Below are 15,590 nucleotides of genomic sequence, written 5' to 3' on the forward strand. Positions count from 1 at the left end.
ATATTTTGGAGTGACGACTTAATGGCTCGCGTTACCGTAGAAGATTGTATCGTTAAGATCCCAAACCGCTTTGAGCTGGTGATGTCTGCAGCGCAGCGCACACGCGATATTTCCGCTGGTGCTGAACTGACTGTGGATCGTGACAACGATAAAAACCCGGTCGTCTCCTTGCGTGAAATCGCTGATGAGACCATTGCAATCCCTGAATTGAAAGAGTCCTTGATCCGTGGCTCACAACGCATGGCACCGTCTCGTGACGAAGATGACGACGCCGAAGATAATGCAAATGAAATCGAAGAAAGCGCAGATGCGCTGGCTGATGCCTTAAATGCACAAGACGACAGCGCCACATTGGATGCTGCTGGCGCCTTTGCTTTCCAAGACGAAGTTGAAATCGACGACGAAGACTAAGGAAAAGACCCCATGATCCGTCAATATGAGCTGGTTGAGCGGGTCAAGGCCTATGATCCAAGCGCGGATGAGGATGCCCTCAACCGCGCTTATGTTTTTGCCATGAAGGCACACGGCTCGCAGAAACGTGCCTCAGGCGACCCTTATTTCATGCACCCGCTGGAAGTTGCCGGTATCCTGACCGATTACCGAATGGATACGGACACCATCATTACAGCGTTGCTGCACGACACTGTTGAAGACACCGAAGTCACACAAAAAGATATTGAAAATGCCTTCGGTGAACGTGTTTCAAGATTGGTGTCTGGCGTTACCAAGCTAACACAGATCGAATTACAATCTTCACATACCAAACAGGCAGAAAACCTGCGTAAGCTGGTTATTGCCATGTCTGATGATATTCGCGTCCTGTTGGTCAAACTGGCAGATCGCCTGCACAACATGCGCACGATCCACTTTATTAAAAAAGAGGAAAAACGCCATCGTATCGCTGCCGAAACAATGGAAATTTACGCCCCATTGGCGGAACGGATCGGTATGCATGAAATAAAGGACGAACTACAGGATATGTCCTTTGCCCAGTTGAACCCGGAAGCACGCGATTCCATTATCACGCGGCTGGAGTTCCTGCGCGAACAAGGTGGCGGCTTGGTCGGGCGCATTCTCAAAGAATTGCGCGATACGGTAAAAGAACAGGATATAGAGGCCGATATTACCGGGCGGGAAAAAGCCCCATATTCTATCTGGCGCAAAATGCAGCGCCAAGATGTTGGTTTTGAACAGCTTTGCGATATCATGGCCTTTCGCATCATTGTCGATAGCGTTGAAGATTGTTATCGCACGCTTGGTATTATCCACGGTAAATATTCGGTTGTTCCGGGTCGTTTTAAAGATTATCTGTCCACACCAAAACCAAATGGATATCAATCTCTGCACACTGGTGTTTTCGGACCGGACCATCATCGTATCGAAATTCAAATTCGCACTCGTGAAATGCATGAAATTGCCGAATACGGTGTGGCTGCACATTGGCACTACAAGGCACAGGGTGGCTCAAACAGCCAAATGACCGAAGGGCGCCAGTATCGTTGGCTGCGCGAGTTATTAGATATTCTGGACAGTGCAGATGATCCCGAAGAATTTTTGGAACATACAAAACTGAGTATGTTTCAAGATCAAGTCTTCTGTTTTTCACCAAAAGGTGACTTGATTAACTTGCCGCGCGGGGCAACACCAGTCGATTTTGCCTATGCTGTTCATACTGAAATCGGCAACCGTTGTGTTGGTGCAAAAATCAATCGTCGCATTGTTCCCTTGCGCACAGAATTACAAAACGGTGACCAAGTCGAAATTATTACGTCCAAAGTCCCGCAACCATCCCCAACATGGGAACGTTTTGTCGTTACCGGCAAGGCGCGCGCCTGTATTCGGCGATATATCCGCCTGCAACAACGCGACGAATATCTTGCCCTCGGCAAAATCATGCTGCAACGCGCCTTTAAACAGGAAGATTACCAGTATTCCGAAAAAGCACTGAACGGCGTTCTTAAAAAGTTTAACGTTACAGACGCAGAAGACTTGATCGCAGAAGTTGGCAGTGGCCACACACCGGCACGCGAAGTCGTTGAGGCCGTTTTCCCTGGCATTAAGGCCAAGAAAACCACAACATCGACAAAAATTCCGGTTAAGTCTCATAAAGACAAACCGTCTGCAGACTCTGTCCCTATTCGCGGACTGATTCCCGGCATGGCGATGCATTTTGCCGGTTGCTGTCATCCCTTACCCGGGGACCGGATCGTCGGTATCGTAACAACCGGGCGCGGTGTCACAATTCATACAATTGATTGTGATAGCCTCATGCAATTCCAAAACGAGCCGGAACGTTGGCTGGATGTATCCTGGGATATGTCACAGCACGATATCTCGGCCAAACACGTAGGACGCATGAAGCTGATGGTTATCAACGACAAAGGGGCACTGGGTGCACTTTCTATGGTCATTGCCAAAAACAACGGTAATATCCACAACCTTAAAATCATGAACCGTACCCAAGAATTTTTTGAAATGATCATTGATGTAGAAGTGGACGATGTCCGCCATCTAACCAATATCATTGCGGCTTTGCGCGCGACACCGGAAATCAATTCCGTTGAACGTTCCAGAAGCTAGGAGCGGATATGTTTCGACGTCGCAACAAACCTTCATTTTTGCAGCGGATATCTGGTTTCTTTTGGCCTTCTATCGGATGGAAACGATCTTCAAAGTATGTTGGACATCGCGTTGCCCGCTTGCCCGGAACACCTTATAGCATCGCAGCAGGTTTTGCCTGCGGGGCTGCCATTTCCTTTACCCCCTTTGTCGGCCTTCATCTGGCTGGTGGGGCTTTATTTGCATGGTTGATGCGCGGTAATCTATTGGCCTCATGGATCGGCACATTGGTTGGCAACCCTTGGACTTTTCCCTTCATCTGGATTGGTATTTATCGATTAGGGTTATGGATGGGGGCAGGGGACGTTCATGCCGCAAGTGATTTGGATTTTATCAGCTTCTTCGAAAATCTGCTTACAGCGGTCAAAAGCCTTGATCTCGCCTATATTGGTGAAATTGCATGGCCTGTGCTCTGGCCCATGTTTATCGGCGGTCTCCCCTGTTTTGTTGTGGTCTGGATTTTATTTTTCTTTCCGATTAAAATCATGGTTCAGCGTTATCATGCCCGTCGTGTAAAAAAACACGCCATTGCGCAAAAATCTACGTTCAAAGGACATTCCCATGATGACCAATAAACTGCGCCTAGGCGTCAATATCGATCATGTCGCGACTATTCGAAATGCACGTGGCGGGTCTTTTCCCGATCCTGTACGCGCAGCCCAATTGGCCGCAAGTGCGGGTGCTGACGGTATTACGGCACATTTGCGTGAAGATCGTCGCCATATTTCCGATAACGACATTACCCGACTGACGAACGAAATTAATCTACCCCTTAATTTTGAAATGGCTGCAACCGACGAAATGGTTTCCATTGCGTTGCGCCACCGTCCGCACGCAGCTTGTATTGTGCCTGAAAAACGCGAAGAGCGCACCACAGAAGGCGGTTTGGATGCAAAGGGGCAATTCGAACATCTGAAACCGATTGTCGCCAAACTATCTGATGCTGGCATGCGGGTCTCTCTTTTCATTGAGGCAGACCCGGCGCAGCTGGAAGCCGCCAAAGAACTTGGTGCCCCGGTTATTGAGCTCCATACAGGGGCTTATTGCGATGAAACAGGGACTACACGTGATCGTGAATTAAACCGTATTATCAAGGCGGCCGCCTATGCCGATGAATTGGGGCTGGAATGTCACGCCGGCCATGGCTTGACTTTTGATACTGTTAAACCCATTGCCGAAATTCCCAATATTGTTGAACTTAACATCGGACATTTCCTGATTGGGGAAGCTATTTTCTGTGGACTGGCCGAAGCAATGGAAAAAATGCGCAGTCTGATGAACGAAGCACGTATGAGCATTCAAAAATGATCATCGGCATAGGGACGGATCTTATTGATATCCGGCGCATAGAAAAGACTTTGGAAAAATTCGGAGACCGCTTTATCGAACGGATCTATGCCCCTTCAGAAATTGAAAAAGTAAAAAAGCGCGCCCATACAGCAAATGGTTTTGCCATGCGCTACGCCGCAAAAGAAGCAGCTTCCAAGGCCTTGGGCACAGGGTTCCGCGAAGGGGTTTTTTGGCGCGACCTTATAAACGATAACCTACCTTCCGGTAAGCCAACCCTAACATTGCGCGGTGGGGCAAAAGATCGTCTGGATAGCTTAGTTCCCGAAGGTATGACAGCACAAATCGATATTTCCTTAACGGATGAATACCCTATGGCCCACGCTATTGTCATTATTTCTGCCGTTGCAAAGGCAGATGATGCTTGACAAGATGCTCATAAGGTTGGATTCATCTTCCCTCAAATTTAACGAGAAATTAAAGCTTATTCATGGATACGATTAAAACAGTCTTTTGGGCAATTGTTCTTGCCTTGGGCATCCGCACCATCGCTTATGAACCTTTCAACATCCCATCCGGCTCAATGAAACCGACACTTTTGATCGGGGACTACTTGTTCGTATCCAAGTTTTCTTATGGATATAGCACCTATTCCTTGCCCTTCGGCGTTAATTTGTTTGATGGACGCATTTTTGAAAGCCAACCGAAACGCGGTGATGTCGCCGTTTTCAAATTGCCGACCAACACGTCTAAAGACTATATCAAACGCATTGTCGGTTTGCCGGGTGATAAAATTCAGGTCACCAATGGTATTCTCCATATTAATGGCGAAGCTGTCAAACGTGAGAAACTGGGCGAATTTGTTTCCCGTGACCAATATGGCAGCGTACAACGTACGACCAAATATATGGAAACGCTTCCCAATGGGGTAAAGCACCTCATTGCAGAAGTCAGCGATAACTGGCGCTGGAATGACAACACGCCCGTCTATACCGTTCCGCCGCAACATTATTTTGCAATGGGTGATAACCGTGATCATTCACAAGATAGCCGCTGGATTTCCGATGTTGGCTTTATCCCGGCGAAAAATCTGGTTGGTCGCGCAGAATTTCTCTTTTATTCTAAAGACACATTGGAACCGATCTGGGATTTGTCTGCTATTCGCTTTTCCCGCCTCTTTACAGGTATTGAATAACATATGCTTGACCCGGCACAGCTTGAAGACACGATAGGCTACGCCTTTACCAACAGGGCCACTTTAAAACTGGCCCTTGTTCATTCCAGCACACATCGTCGTAAAAAAGACGGCCAAAGCGTCGATAACGAACGTCTCGAATTTCTAGGGGATCGCGTTGTCGGCCTCGTCGTCGCCGATATGCTTTTCAACCGCTTCCCTAAAGACAGGGAAGGGGATTTGGCACGCCGTCACACCGCCTTGGTTCGCCGCGAAGCCTTGGCTCGCGTTGCCGAGACCATCTCACTTGGTGAATATATTGATATGCTCCCGGCGGAAGCAGCAAGTGGGGGGCGTGAAAACCCCGCTATACTCGCCAACACATGCGAAGCCGTCATTGGTGCTATTTTCACGGATGGCGGATTTAATGCCGCGCAGACCTTTATTTCACGTTTTTGGGCCGAACTGGTCGAAGAAGACCTAACACCGCCCCAAGACAATAAAACTGCCTTGCAAGAATGGGCGCAAGGTCGCGGTTTACCTCTGCCTGCCTACAAGATTGTTGAACAAACAGGTCCTGCACATGCCCCTGTTTTTGAAATTGAAGTCAGGGTTTTAAACCATACACCGCAACGCGCACGGGGTACCTCAAAACGCAAAGCTGAACAGGCTGCTGCCGGTACCCTTTTAGATGTACTTTTGGATCAAAATAAATGACAGAGCAAAACGATTTTGCCAATCAACGTGCCGGTTTTGTCGCCTTTGTTGGCGCACCTAATGCCGGTAAATCCACTGCAATCAACCATATGGTCGGCACAAAAGTCTCCATCGTCTCCCCCAAGGTACAGACCACACGTACCCGCGTATTGGGCATTATGATGCATGGCGATAGCCAGATCATTTTTGTGGATACACCTGGGATTTTTGCCCCCAAACGCCGCCTAGACCGCGCCATGGTTGCCGCCGCATGGGGAGGGGCAGCCGATGCCGATCATATCGTTTTATTAATCGACGCGAAACGTGGCATCAGCCACGAAACACAAAGCATCATCGATACCCTGAAAGAACAGAAACGCACAGCCATCCTGATTATCAACAAGATTGATCTGGTGGACAAAGCTGCCTTACTAGAATTGACGCAGAAATTGAATGATGAAGGCATCTTCACAGATACCTTTATGGTTTCTGCCATCAAAGGGGACGGCTTGGATCATTTTGTTGATTTTATTGCAAAGAAGCTTCCAAAAAGTCCGTGGCTTTTCCCAGAAGATCAAGTTTCTGATATGCCGGAACGTCTTTTGGCAGCTGAGATCACCCGAGAACAGCTATATCTTAAACTGCGTCAGGAACTTCCCTATTCAACCACTGTTGAAACAGAGACATGGGAAGAAAAGAAAGACGGCAGCGTCAAAATAGAACAAATCATCTACGTTGCCCGTGATGGTCAGAAGAAAATTATTCTCGGTAAAGGCGGTCAACAGATTAAAGCGATCGGTGCCAATGCCCGAAAACAGCTTGAAGAAATCCTTGATTGTCGTGTTCACCTGTTCTTGTTTGTTAAAGTGCGTGACAAATGGGGCGATGATCCGGAACGTTTCAATTACTGGGGACTGGATTACAACGCGTAAACCATATTAAGCCTATGATTTTCTTTCCTATTTCCGCTGTTTTAATGTCCGCTGTTTGGCTGTTAAGCCTGACCTTGTGGCTTATCCCCGAACAAATGCGGTGGGATTATGGGTTGTTTGCGATCTACACCAGTACTTTTTTTGAACTTCCCATATTAGCTGTACTTATCGGCACCCTTGGCATTTTTCTCCATAAAAAATGTACGGAGAGCCGCCTGTTTAAAATAACAATGGCGTTGAGTTGGGGATATGTCTTCTTCCCCATTCTCACGTCTGGTTTATTGATCCTTGCCTCAGTCACAGGCCTGACAGGTTATTAGCGGCTGCTGCGCAGCTCCTCATTAAAGGCAAGAATCTTTTCAGCAAGCGTATCGACAAATACGTCTACACCAGTGAACTTAATCATTTCGTTCACTGCTTTGATCTTCTTGTCTTTAAGAATTTTGCCTGATCTTTCATCGATCTTGACATCAAAATCCATTTCCAACTCTTCTGAATAGAGGCCCAACCACGTACAATTGGGTTCAAGATCGTGTTCTACACTGGCAAAAAGACAACCGTTGTCTTCGTCAGTTACTTGAATGCGGTGCTCCTCGTTACAAAGAAGCGGATCCGGTCCCAGTTTTTTGCGTAGTTTTTTGATGACCATATCGACAGGTGTCTGACGTCCCACAGCCTTATTCCTTATGTTGTCTTATTGTTGAGTAGTAAAACGATCCAGTTCCAGGCCCAAACGGGCAAAAACATCCGCCCAATCCCCATGTGCCGATTGGCGAAATAGTTTCATAGATGGATACCACAGACTTGTGACAGCTTCGCCCGCAACAGGCAAGCCCCAACGCCAATCAACCGCATAAGGTAAAACCATCCAGACAGGTTTCCCCATTGCCCCCGCCAGATGCCCAACGGCCGTATCACAAGTTATCACAAGGTCTAATGCTTCGATTAGGGCCGCTGTATCGGCAAAATCCAGCAAATCCAAACCGTAATTGCGCACGACTTTAGAAAGCTGTGGATCCGTCAGAACATCTGCACCATCACCAACCTGCAAGCTGAAAAAATCAATATTGCGCATGTAAAAAAGGCGTGAAAACGGCCAAATTCCGGGGGAACGGCGCGTATCCTTGCGGTAATTTCGGTCACCTTGCCACACAAGCCCAGCCTTTGTGCCGTCCGCATCTTTTTTCAAGCGATCCTGCCATTGGACAACATCGCGCTCCACGGCCTTCAGGTAAGGTGTAAAGGCAGGTAAATCATCGGGGGAATGAAGCCTAAGCAGGCCGGGCAAGCTATTTAAAGGTGCCCGCATATCATGACGTGGCAAGGGTGTATCTTGCGCTACAATACCATCCAAACCATTCAATGATGCAAACAACCGGGCCAAATCTTTTGGACAGGCGAGATAGACTTCCCCCACATATTTTTTCACCAAAGGAACAAAGCGGGCAAATTGGATTGCCTCGCTAAACCCGCCTTCGGTATACAAGACTATTCTTTTGTTTTCAGCCACTTGCCCATTCCATAAAGGCGCATCATCACTCCCTTTGGGTAAGACACAATGATAATTGGGTAGTTGAATGCGACTTTCATAGGCTGTCCAACCTTCGGCCCAATCCCCGTTTTGCAACAAAACCTGTGCTTTGCGAAAATTCACTTCCGCATCTTTAGGGGCTAAGTCCTGTGCCTTTAAGATATATTTCAAGGCACGTTTGACGTTTAAGTCATCCTGATAGGCCAACGCCAGCTCCAGACACGGGCGAACCTCCGTCGGGGCGAGTTTGGCGGCCTTCCCCAAATAATCAATCGCATCCAGAATATCGTTATCTTCACGCATAACAACGCCAAGCGCACATAGACTTTCCCAATCACCGGCATCAATCTGGACGGCTTTTTGGCAGGCTTGGCGCGCTTCCTGTATCTGCGCGAGATTAAGCAGGGCCAAGCCGCGCCGTGCATGTGCTTTGGCCAACATAGGACGGTTTTCAAGGGCGCGTTCATAACTTAAAATCGCACCGTCATATTCTTCTTTGCTGGACAGGCAATCTCCCATCATAAGATAGGCTTCAGCATGATTTCCGTCCAACGTGGTTTCACGACGCAAAACAACAAGGGCCGCGTTCCAATCCTTCAACTGCATTAGTTTTGCAGCTGATTTCATATGAATATCATTTCGCCCTTTACTATGTTCCGAAGCCAGCAGGAAATGTTTGCGCGCACGTTGCGTTTCCCCAACTGCCAAGACCAGCAAAGCATAAAGCAAATGTGCCTCGGCGTAATCTGCTTTAATTTCAATGGCTTTTTTAACATGCTCGCGGGCTTGATCGCGGTTTCCAAGACGGGCTTCAATGGCGGCACAACGATAAAATGCTTCAAACGAATCTGGCCATTTTTCCAAAATATAGCGGTATTGTTGAACAGCCCCTTGAATGTCACCATTGCGTTCCAACAATTGCGCCCGTCCAACATGGAAACGCACGTCATCCGGCGCAAGGTCAGCGGCGCGCTCATATGCCGCATTTGCCCGCTCAGACCGTCCCAACAGAGTGAGAATTTCACCGAGTTTACCAAAATAAGCTGCATTATGGGGATCAGCCTCAATCGCACGTTCGATCATGGCAACCGCATCCATCTTTAATCCCCGTTCAAACGCAGCAACGCCCAACAGGTAATTTGCATCCGCATGATCGGGATATTTGCGCAGAATATCACTATATACCTGAACCGCTTTTTCCATTTTCCCTTTTTTATGGGCGCGAATCGCAGCGGCCAAAGACAAGGAAACAGCAATGGGAATAGGGGCGTGCGTTGATTTATCCTCATTGGAATCAACGCCGTTTGTGGCATGATCATTTTCTTGCGCTTGATCGGTCAAGCCGGAAAATGCAGACACGTTCTTCACCCCGTTTACTGAATTTCATCACTTTAAGCTTCCATCATATGAAATCATAGGCCATGTTCCCATAGTGTTTTTTAACTTTTTTTCTTTTTTGGCCTTACGACAATGATCTGGTCTGACCTCGGCATCGTTCTTTCCACGCGCAAACATGGCGAAAACAGCATTATTCTCTCTGTTTTAACGCGTCAACATGGCCGTCATAGCGGACTGGTGCGCGGTGGGGCAGGAAAACGGTTATCCGCAATCACCCAGCCCGGCAACCTATTACATCTGGAATGGAAAGGGCGATTGGACGAACATCTGGGTCAATTCACCCTCGAACTGGAAGAATCCTATAGCACCAAAGCCATGCATTCACGTGAAAAGCTGACATATCTCAATGTTGTCTGCGCCATGTGCGAAACTTGCCTTGCTGATCGCCACCCCGTTGAAGGCCTGTTTGGTGCCACATTGATCTTACTGGATATGCTGGACCAGCCCCGTTTGTGGCCTGAAATCTACCAACGATGGGAATTAGGTCTTTTAAATGAGCTTGGCTTTGGGTTGGACTTAACTTCATGTGCAGCCACAGGCCAAACCGGAGATTTAATCTACATTTCCCCAAAAACCGGACGGGCCGTCAGTCGTAATGCTGGTGAACCTTATAAAACCAAGCTTTTCCCTTTACCTCATCATCTACTTGTAGATGAAGTAAAACCAACCAAAAAAGACCTTCTCAGCGCTTTTGTCATCACTGGACACTTTTTAGAACGCTGTGTTCTGGCCCCCATGAACAAGAAGATTCCATCGGCACGTACGCGATTTATTGACCGAATGAAATAGATGGTTAAACTAGGGCCAAATCTATTTGATCAAATTTTTTCCTTAATTTTCGAGGACCAATGACCGATACAAACCCAGCAGGCGACATTCGCGAAACGCGATTAGCCGACGCCTTAGGCGAGCGTTATCTCGCCTATGCCATGTCCACTATTATGTCGCGCTCTCTGCCCGACGTGCGTGACGGTCTCAAACCCGTTCACCGGCGCTTGTTATTTGCCATGCGCCAACTCAAACTGGATCCACAAAAAGGCTTCAAAAAATGCGCCCGCGTGGTCGGGGACGTCATCGGTAAATATCACCCACATGGCGACAGTGCCGTTTATGATGCGATGGTTCGCCTCGCACAGGACTTTGCCGTGCGTTATCCCTTGGTCGATGGTCAAGGGAACTTCGGCAACATCGACGGCGATAATGCCGCCGCCATGCGTTATACCGAAGCCCGCCTGACCGAAGTTGCCATGGCCTTGCTCAGCGGTATTGACGAAGATTCTGTTGATTTTCGCGATACCTATGACGGGGAAGAAGAAGAACCCTGTGTCCTGCCGGCGGCTTTTCCAAACTTGCTGGCAAACGGGTCCAGCGGGATTGCGGTTGGTATGGCCACAAATATTCCCCCGCACAACGCAGGTGAACTTTGTGATGGCCTGTTACATTTGATCAAATCCCCCAATGCCAGTATCGAAAAACTGGTCGACCTTATCCCCGGCCCGGATTTCCCGACCGGTGGCGTGCTGGTCGAAGAACGTGCCAGCATTATTGAAACCTATACCAAGGGGAAAGGCTCATTTCGCATTCGGGCCAAGTGGGAAAAAGAAGAACTTTCCCACGGCATGTATCAAATCGTCATTACCGATATTCCATATCAGGTCCAAAAATCCAAACTGATTGAAAAAGTTGCTGAGCTTCTGATCGCAAAAAAACTGCCTTTGCTGGCTGATATTCGCGACGAGTCCACCGAAGAAGTTCGCGTTGTTCTGGAACCGCGTAACCGGACCGTTGAAGCCGAAATTCTGATGGAACAACTCTTCAAACTCACAGATTTTGAGGTTCGTTTCGGTTTGAATATGAACGTTCTCGACGCAGACCAGACCCCACGTGTCATGGATTTGCGTGAAGTCTTACAGGCATTTCTGGATCATCGTCGTGTTGTTCTAATTCGTCGCTCCAATTATCGTTTGCAAAAGATCGAACACCGGTTGGAAATTTTGGAAGGCTACTTGATTGCTTTCCTCAATCTGGATGAAGTCATTCGTATTATCCGCGAAGAAGACCATCCCAAAGAAGACCTTATGTCGACCTTCAAGCTGACAGATGTGCAAGCCGAAGCCATTTTAAACATGCGCCTGCGTTCCCTTCGTAAGCTTGAAGAAATGGAAATCAAGACCGAGCACGATCAACTCAGTGCAGAACGCGACGGTTTACAAACATTGCTCGCCGACGAGACATTGCAATGGGCGCGTATTTCCGATGAAATTCGCGAAACCAAGAAAAAATTCGGACAAAAAACAGAACTGGGAAAACGGCGCACCAATTTTGGTGATGCCCCCAGTGCAGATGTTGTCAATTTTGAAGCCTTCATTGAACGCGAACCCGTCACCATCGTCTGTTCACAAAAAGGCTGGATCCGTGCTTTTAAAGGACATAACAACGACGAAACCACCATGAAATATAAAGATGGCGACAAAGAACGTTTTGTTCTGAAAGGCTACACAACGGATAAGCTTTTGGTCTTTGCAACAAATGGGCGTTTCTTTACCATTGGCTGTGACAAACTGCCACCAGGGCGCGGGCAGGGGGAACCCATCCGCCTGATGGTTGATATGGGCAATGAAAACGAAATTGTTGATATGTTCATTCACCAACCGGAACGCCAAGTCCTGTTGGCCTCAAGTGCTGGGCGCGGTTTTGCCATTCAGGAAAAAGATGTTGCCGCCCAAACCAAAAACGGAAAACAAATTCTCAACCTACAAGATGGTGAGAAAGCCAAAATATGCTTGCCCCTTACCGGTAATGCTATTGCCGTGGTTGGGGATAACCGCAAAATCCTGATCTTTAAAACTGAGGAATTACCCAATATGGCCCGTGGGCGTGGTGTCATCTTACAAAAATATCGCGATGGCGGTATGTCCGATATCACAACCTTTAACCTCGAAGATGGCCTCAGTTGGCAAATGGGCGGGGATAGTGAACGCACCCGCACTGTAACCGACCTGTTACCCTGGATTGGGAAACGTGCCGGGGCAGGGCGATTGGCCCCCACCGGTTTCCCCCGTAACAACAAATTCACCTAAGGTTTTGATCACCAATAAAAAATGGCGTCTCTGGTAAAACAGAGACGCCAAAGCCTGATATACCCACAAAAAATAAATCGGCATTAGAATACCGATTTATCTTGAAAACTGTTTTCGGCTGGTATATCTAGGTATTCAAATAACGTGGTGCGCCACTCAGGTATTATGGAAAAAAGAACATGACCCCCACTATTTCTGCTACGCCGCGCAATGACTGGACCTTGGAAGAAGTCGAAGCGCTTTTTGCCCTTCCTTTCAATGATCTTCTCTTTCATGCGCAGAGTGTTCATCGCCAAAATTTCGACCCAAACCGTGTACAGCTTAGTACGCTGTTAAACATCAAAACAGGCGGTTGTGCGGAAGATTGCAATTACTGTTCTCAATCTGCCCATCATGAAGCGGAATTAAAAGCTGAGAAGATGATCCCGTCTGCGGATGTTATCGAAGCAGCCAAAGCAGCCAAAGAAGGCGGGGCAACCCGTTTTTGTATGGGCGCAGCCTGGAGTTCCCCCAAAGATCGCGACATGCCGGAAATCCTGAATATGGTTAAATCCGTTAAAGATCTGGGCATGGACACCTGTATGACATTGGGCATGCTGTCTGATCAACAAACAGAACAGCTGAAAGAAGCCGGTCTGGATTATTATAACCACAATATTGATACATCGCGCGAATATTACGACAAGGTTGTCAGCACACGTACCTTTGATGACCGTCTGGCAACACTGGACCGCTGCCGCGACAATGGCATTAAATTGTGCACAGGCGGGATCATCGGCATGGGCGAGACGCGCACAGACCGCGCGTCCATGATGGTAACCTTGGCAAACCTGCCCAAGCATCCAGAAAGTGTGCCGATCAACATGCTGATCCCGATTGAAGGCACACCATTTGAAGCCAAAGCTAAAATCGACGATTTTGATTTTGTTAAAACTATCGCCGTTGCCCGTCTAGTTATGCCGGCCTCCTACGTTCGTCTGTCTGCGGGCCGTGAGGAAATGAGCGAAGAATTACAAGCCTTGTGCTTCTTTGCTGGGGCAAACTCCATGTTCTATGGCGATAAGTTGCTCACTGCTGGTAACCAAAGCGTTTCTAGCGACCGCAACATGTTTGACCGACTTGGCATCCAGCCAGAAGAACATCGTGAAGGCAAACCCATTCTGGAAGCAGCCAGCTAAGGCAACAAACTTCATACATGTTAAAAAGGCTGTCTCTTATTCGACAGCCTTTTTTATTTTTAAGACAAAGAAAAGGGGCCCCCGAAATTATTCGAGAGCCCCTTTTTTTAAATGATTGTGACCTTATCCGAAGATCACCGTCGGCAACCAAGTTGCCAACCCTGGGAACATGGCCAGTAGGCCAAGGCCGATCATCTGAATGATAATAAAGGGCACGACACCTTTGTAGATTTGCATCGTTGACACTTCTTTCGGGGCAACACCACGCAAATAGAACAAGGCAAAGCCGAAAGGTGGTGTCAGGAACGATGTTTGCAGGTTCATTGCCATCATTACCCCCAACCAGACCGGGTTCAAATCCATCATCAACAGAACTGGAGCCACAATCGGAACAACCACGAATGTGATCTCGATAAAGTCGAGGAAGAAGCCCAGAACAAACATAACGGCCATCACGACCAACATGGCACCAACAACACCACCGGGCAGGTCGTGCAGCATCTCATGAACCATATCATCGCCACCAAGGCCACGGAAGACCAAGGAAAAGACAGATGCGCCGATTAGGATCACAAACACCATTGAGGTGATATCCATCGTTGAACGGCAAACTGTTTGCAGGATTTCTGCATCCCAGACCCGTTTCAACGCCATGATAAGGCCATAAACCAAAACCAGACAGCAAATGATCGACAGTCCAATACCGAACAAATTTGCCACATTGATTTCGTTCATACCAACGCGTAAATCCATTGTGTTGGTCAAAATAAGCATCACGACCAAGGACAAACCCGCCGCATAAAAGGGAATGCCGTGGTTTTCATCAATGCGTAATCCAGCCAGAAGCAAAGCACCGATAGAACCAACCGCAGCGGCTTCAGTTGGCGTTGCAACACCAGCTAAAATAGAGCCCAACACAGCCACAATCAAAATGATTGGCGGGATCAAGGCATGAGCAATACGTTTACCTAAGCCATCAACATTCAGTTCTTCTTCCGGGATAGCCGGTGAAGTTTCAGGTTTTAACCATGCCACCAATAGCTGATACAGGATGTACATGCCAACCAAGCCCAACCCCGGGATCAAGGCACCGGCAAACAAATCACCAACAGAAACAGGTTCCGGTGAAAAATTCCCCATAGCACGTTGGGCATCGGAATAGGCATTTGAAATCTGGTCACCCAACAAGACCAAAACAATAGAAGGTGGGATAATTTGCCCCAAAGTTCCCGCAGCACAAATGGAGCCACAGGCCAGTGATGGATTATAACCGCGTTTCAACATGGTCGGCAAAGAGAGCAAGCCCATCGTCACAACTGTTGCGCCCACAATCCCCGTCGATGCTGCCAACAAGGCGCCAACGATAGAAACAGAGACACCAAGACCACCGCGCAGAGTTCCAAACAGCATCCCCATGCTGTCCAGCAGTTCTTCAGCAACCTTGGAACGTTCTAGCATAACCCCCATGAAAATAAATAAGGGAACGGCGATCAACACCTCGTTGGTCATCGCATTTCCAAAAATACGCGAGGGCAGGGCGCCAAATAAGGACCACGTAAAAACATCCGTAGCCACACCCATAGCGGCAAAGAAAATACTGGTCCCCGCCAACGTAAAGGCAACCGGAAAACCCAACATCAAAAAGCCGCATGTCACAACAAACATGGCGAGGCATAAAATTTCAGCGATTTCCAT

General features: G+C 48.0%; 15 protein-coding genes. 12 read left to right on the forward strand and 3 right to left on the reverse strand.

Annotated elements, in window-relative coordinates:
- Nucleotides 1–21 precede the first annotated feature (21 nt).
- The 9 genes from rpoZ to ACI0FF_RS10585 all read left to right on the forward strand — a co-directional run bounded on the left by rpoZ (nt 22) and on the right by ACI0FF_RS10585 (nt 7,028).
- The gene (gene rpoZ / locus ACI0FF_RS10545) at nt 22–411 is read left to right on the forward strand and encodes a DNA-directed RNA polymerase subunit omega (protein WP_419796816.1); all 390 of its coding nucleotides are present in this window, start codon (nt 22–24) and stop codon (nt 409–411) included.
- A 12-nt stretch (nt 412–423) separates the two neighbouring features.
- Nucleotides 424–2,580: a RelA/SpoT family protein gene (locus tag ACI0FF_RS10550; RefSeq protein ID WP_419796817.1), complete on the forward strand. Its 2,157-nt coding sequence runs from the start codon at nt 424–426 to the stop codon at nt 2,578–2,580.
- An 8-nt stretch (nt 2,581–2,588) separates the two neighbouring features.
- Entirely contained in the window at nt 2,589–3,194 is a 606-nt protein-coding gene (locus ACI0FF_RS10555; RefSeq protein ID WP_419796818.1) for a DUF2062 domain-containing protein, read from the forward strand.
- Complete coding sequence (locus tag ACI0FF_RS10560; protein WP_419799700.1) at nt 3,184–3,927, forward strand: pyridoxine 5'-phosphate synthase; 744 nt, start codon at nt 3,184–3,186, stop codon at nt 3,925–3,927. Before ACI0FF_RS10555 ends, ACI0FF_RS10560 begins: the two co-directional genes overlap by 11 nt.
- Nucleotides 3,924–4,334, forward strand: coding sequence for a holo-ACP synthase (acpS, locus tag ACI0FF_RS10565; protein ID WP_419796819.1), 411 nt, complete (start codon nt 3,924–3,926; stop codon nt 4,332–4,334). The genes ACI0FF_RS10560 and acpS overlap by 4 nt, the downstream gene beginning before the upstream one ends.
- Nucleotides 4,335–4,396: 62 nt before the next feature.
- Entirely contained in the window at nt 4,397–5,101 is a 705-nt protein-coding gene (gene lepB, locus ACI0FF_RS10570) for a signal peptidase I (RefSeq protein ID WP_419796820.1), read from the forward strand.
- A gap of 3 nt (nt 5,102–5,104) precedes the next feature.
- Nucleotides 5,105–5,797: a ribonuclease III gene (rnc, locus tag ACI0FF_RS10575; RefSeq protein WP_419796821.1), complete on the forward strand. Its 693-nt coding sequence runs from the start codon at nt 5,105–5,107 to the stop codon at nt 5,795–5,797.
- Entirely contained in the window at nt 5,794–6,708 is a 915-nt protein-coding gene (gene era / locus ACI0FF_RS10580; protein WP_419796822.1) for a GTPase Era, read from the forward strand. Before rnc ends, era begins: the two co-directional genes overlap by 4 nt.
- A 44-nt stretch (nt 6,709–6,752) precedes the next feature.
- Entirely contained in the window at nt 6,753–7,028 is a 276-nt protein-coding gene (locus tag ACI0FF_RS10585; RefSeq protein WP_419796823.1) for a hypothetical protein, read from the forward strand.
- Here the strand turns inward: ACI0FF_RS10585 and ACI0FF_RS10590 are convergent.
- Complete coding sequence (locus ACI0FF_RS10590; RefSeq protein ID WP_188665963.1) at nt 7,025–7,381, reverse strand: hypothetical protein; 357 nt, start codon at nt 7,379–7,381, stop codon at nt 7,025–7,027. The genes ACI0FF_RS10585 and ACI0FF_RS10590 overlap by 4 nt on opposite strands.
- Nucleotides 7,382–7,402: 21 nt before the next feature.
- Nucleotides 7,403–9,598: a tetratricopeptide repeat protein gene (locus ACI0FF_RS10595; protein WP_419796824.1), complete on the reverse strand. Its 2,196-nt coding sequence runs from the start codon at nt 9,596–9,598 to the stop codon at nt 7,403–7,405.
- A 111-nt stretch (nt 9,599–9,709) separates the two neighbouring features.
- Between ACI0FF_RS10595 and recO the strand changes: the two genes are divergently transcribed.
- The 3 genes from recO to bioB all read left to right on the forward strand — a co-directional run bounded on the left by recO (nt 9,710) and on the right by bioB (nt 13,895).
- Entirely contained in the window at nt 9,710–10,426 is a 717-nt protein-coding gene (recO, locus tag ACI0FF_RS10600; RefSeq protein WP_419796825.1) for a DNA repair protein RecO, read from the forward strand.
- A gap of 59 nt (nt 10,427–10,485) precedes the next feature.
- Nucleotides 10,486–12,717, forward strand: a complete 2,232-nt coding sequence (parC, locus tag ACI0FF_RS10605; RefSeq protein ID WP_419796826.1) for a DNA topoisomerase IV subunit A — start codon at nt 10,486–10,488, stop codon at nt 12,715–12,717.
- 179 nt (nt 12,718–12,896) lie between these two features.
- The gene (gene bioB / locus ACI0FF_RS10610) at nt 12,897–13,895 is read left to right on the forward strand and encodes a biotin synthase BioB (protein WP_419796827.1); all 999 of its coding nucleotides are present in this window, start codon (nt 12,897–12,899) and stop codon (nt 13,893–13,895) included.
- 123 nt (nt 13,896–14,018) lie between these two features.
- Here the strand turns inward: bioB and ACI0FF_RS10615 are convergent, their stop codons facing one another.
- Nucleotides 14,019–15,590, reverse strand: coding sequence for a TRAP transporter large permease (locus ACI0FF_RS10615; RefSeq protein WP_419796828.1), 1,572 nt, complete (start codon nt 15,588–15,590; stop codon nt 14,019–14,021).

The sequence above is a fragment of the Terasakiella sp. 4MB5A genome (assembly GCF_050058155.1).
Taxonomy (GTDB): Bacteria; Pseudomonadota; Alphaproteobacteria; order Rhodospirillales; family Terasakiellaceae; genus Terasakiella; species Terasakiella halodenitrificans.

Excerpts from the sequence above, each read along its gene's own strand:
- rpoZ (WP_419796816.1), top strand. The coding sequence starts at position 22 with ATGGCTCGCGTTACCGTAGAAGATTGTATCGTTAAGATCCCAAACCGC.
- ACI0FF_RS10550 (WP_419796817.1), top strand. The coding sequence starts at position 424 with ATGATCCGTCAATATGAGCTGGTTGAGCGGGTCAAGGCCTATGATCCA.
- ACI0FF_RS10555 (WP_419796818.1), top strand. The coding sequence starts at position 2,589 with ATGTTTCGACGTCGCAACAAACCTTCATTTTTGCAGCGGATATCTGGT.
- ACI0FF_RS10560 (WP_419799700.1), top strand. The coding sequence starts at position 3,184 with ATGACCAATAAACTGCGCCTAGGCGTCAATATCGATCATGTCGCGACT.
- acpS (WP_419796819.1), top strand. The coding sequence starts at position 3,924 with ATGATCATCGGCATAGGGACGGATCTTATTGATATCCGGCGCATAGAA.
- lepB (WP_419796820.1), top strand. The coding sequence starts at position 4,397 with ATGGATACGATTAAAACAGTCTTTTGGGCAATTGTTCTTGCCTTGGGC.
- rnc (WP_419796821.1), top strand. The coding sequence starts at position 5,105 with ATGCTTGACCCGGCACAGCTTGAAGACACGATAGGCTACGCCTTTACC.
- era (WP_419796822.1), top strand. The coding sequence starts at position 5,794 with ATGACAGAGCAAAACGATTTTGCCAATCAACGTGCCGGTTTTGTCGCC.
- ACI0FF_RS10585 (WP_419796823.1), top strand. The coding sequence starts at position 6,753 with ATGTCCGCTGTTTGGCTGTTAAGCCTGACCTTGTGGCTTATCCCCGAA.
- recO (WP_419796825.1), top strand. The coding sequence starts at position 9,710 with ATGATCTGGTCTGACCTCGGCATCGTTCTTTCCACGCGCAAACATGGC.
- parC (WP_419796826.1), top strand. The coding sequence starts at position 10,486 with ATGACCGATACAAACCCAGCAGGCGACATTCGCGAAACGCGATTAGCC.
- bioB (WP_419796827.1), top strand. The coding sequence starts at position 12,897 with ATGACCCCCACTATTTCTGCTACGCCGCGCAATGACTGGACCTTGGAA.
- ACI0FF_RS10615 (WP_419796828.1), bottom strand. The coding sequence starts at position 15,590 with ATGGAAATCGCTGAAATTTTATGCCTCGCCATGTTTGTTGTGACATGC.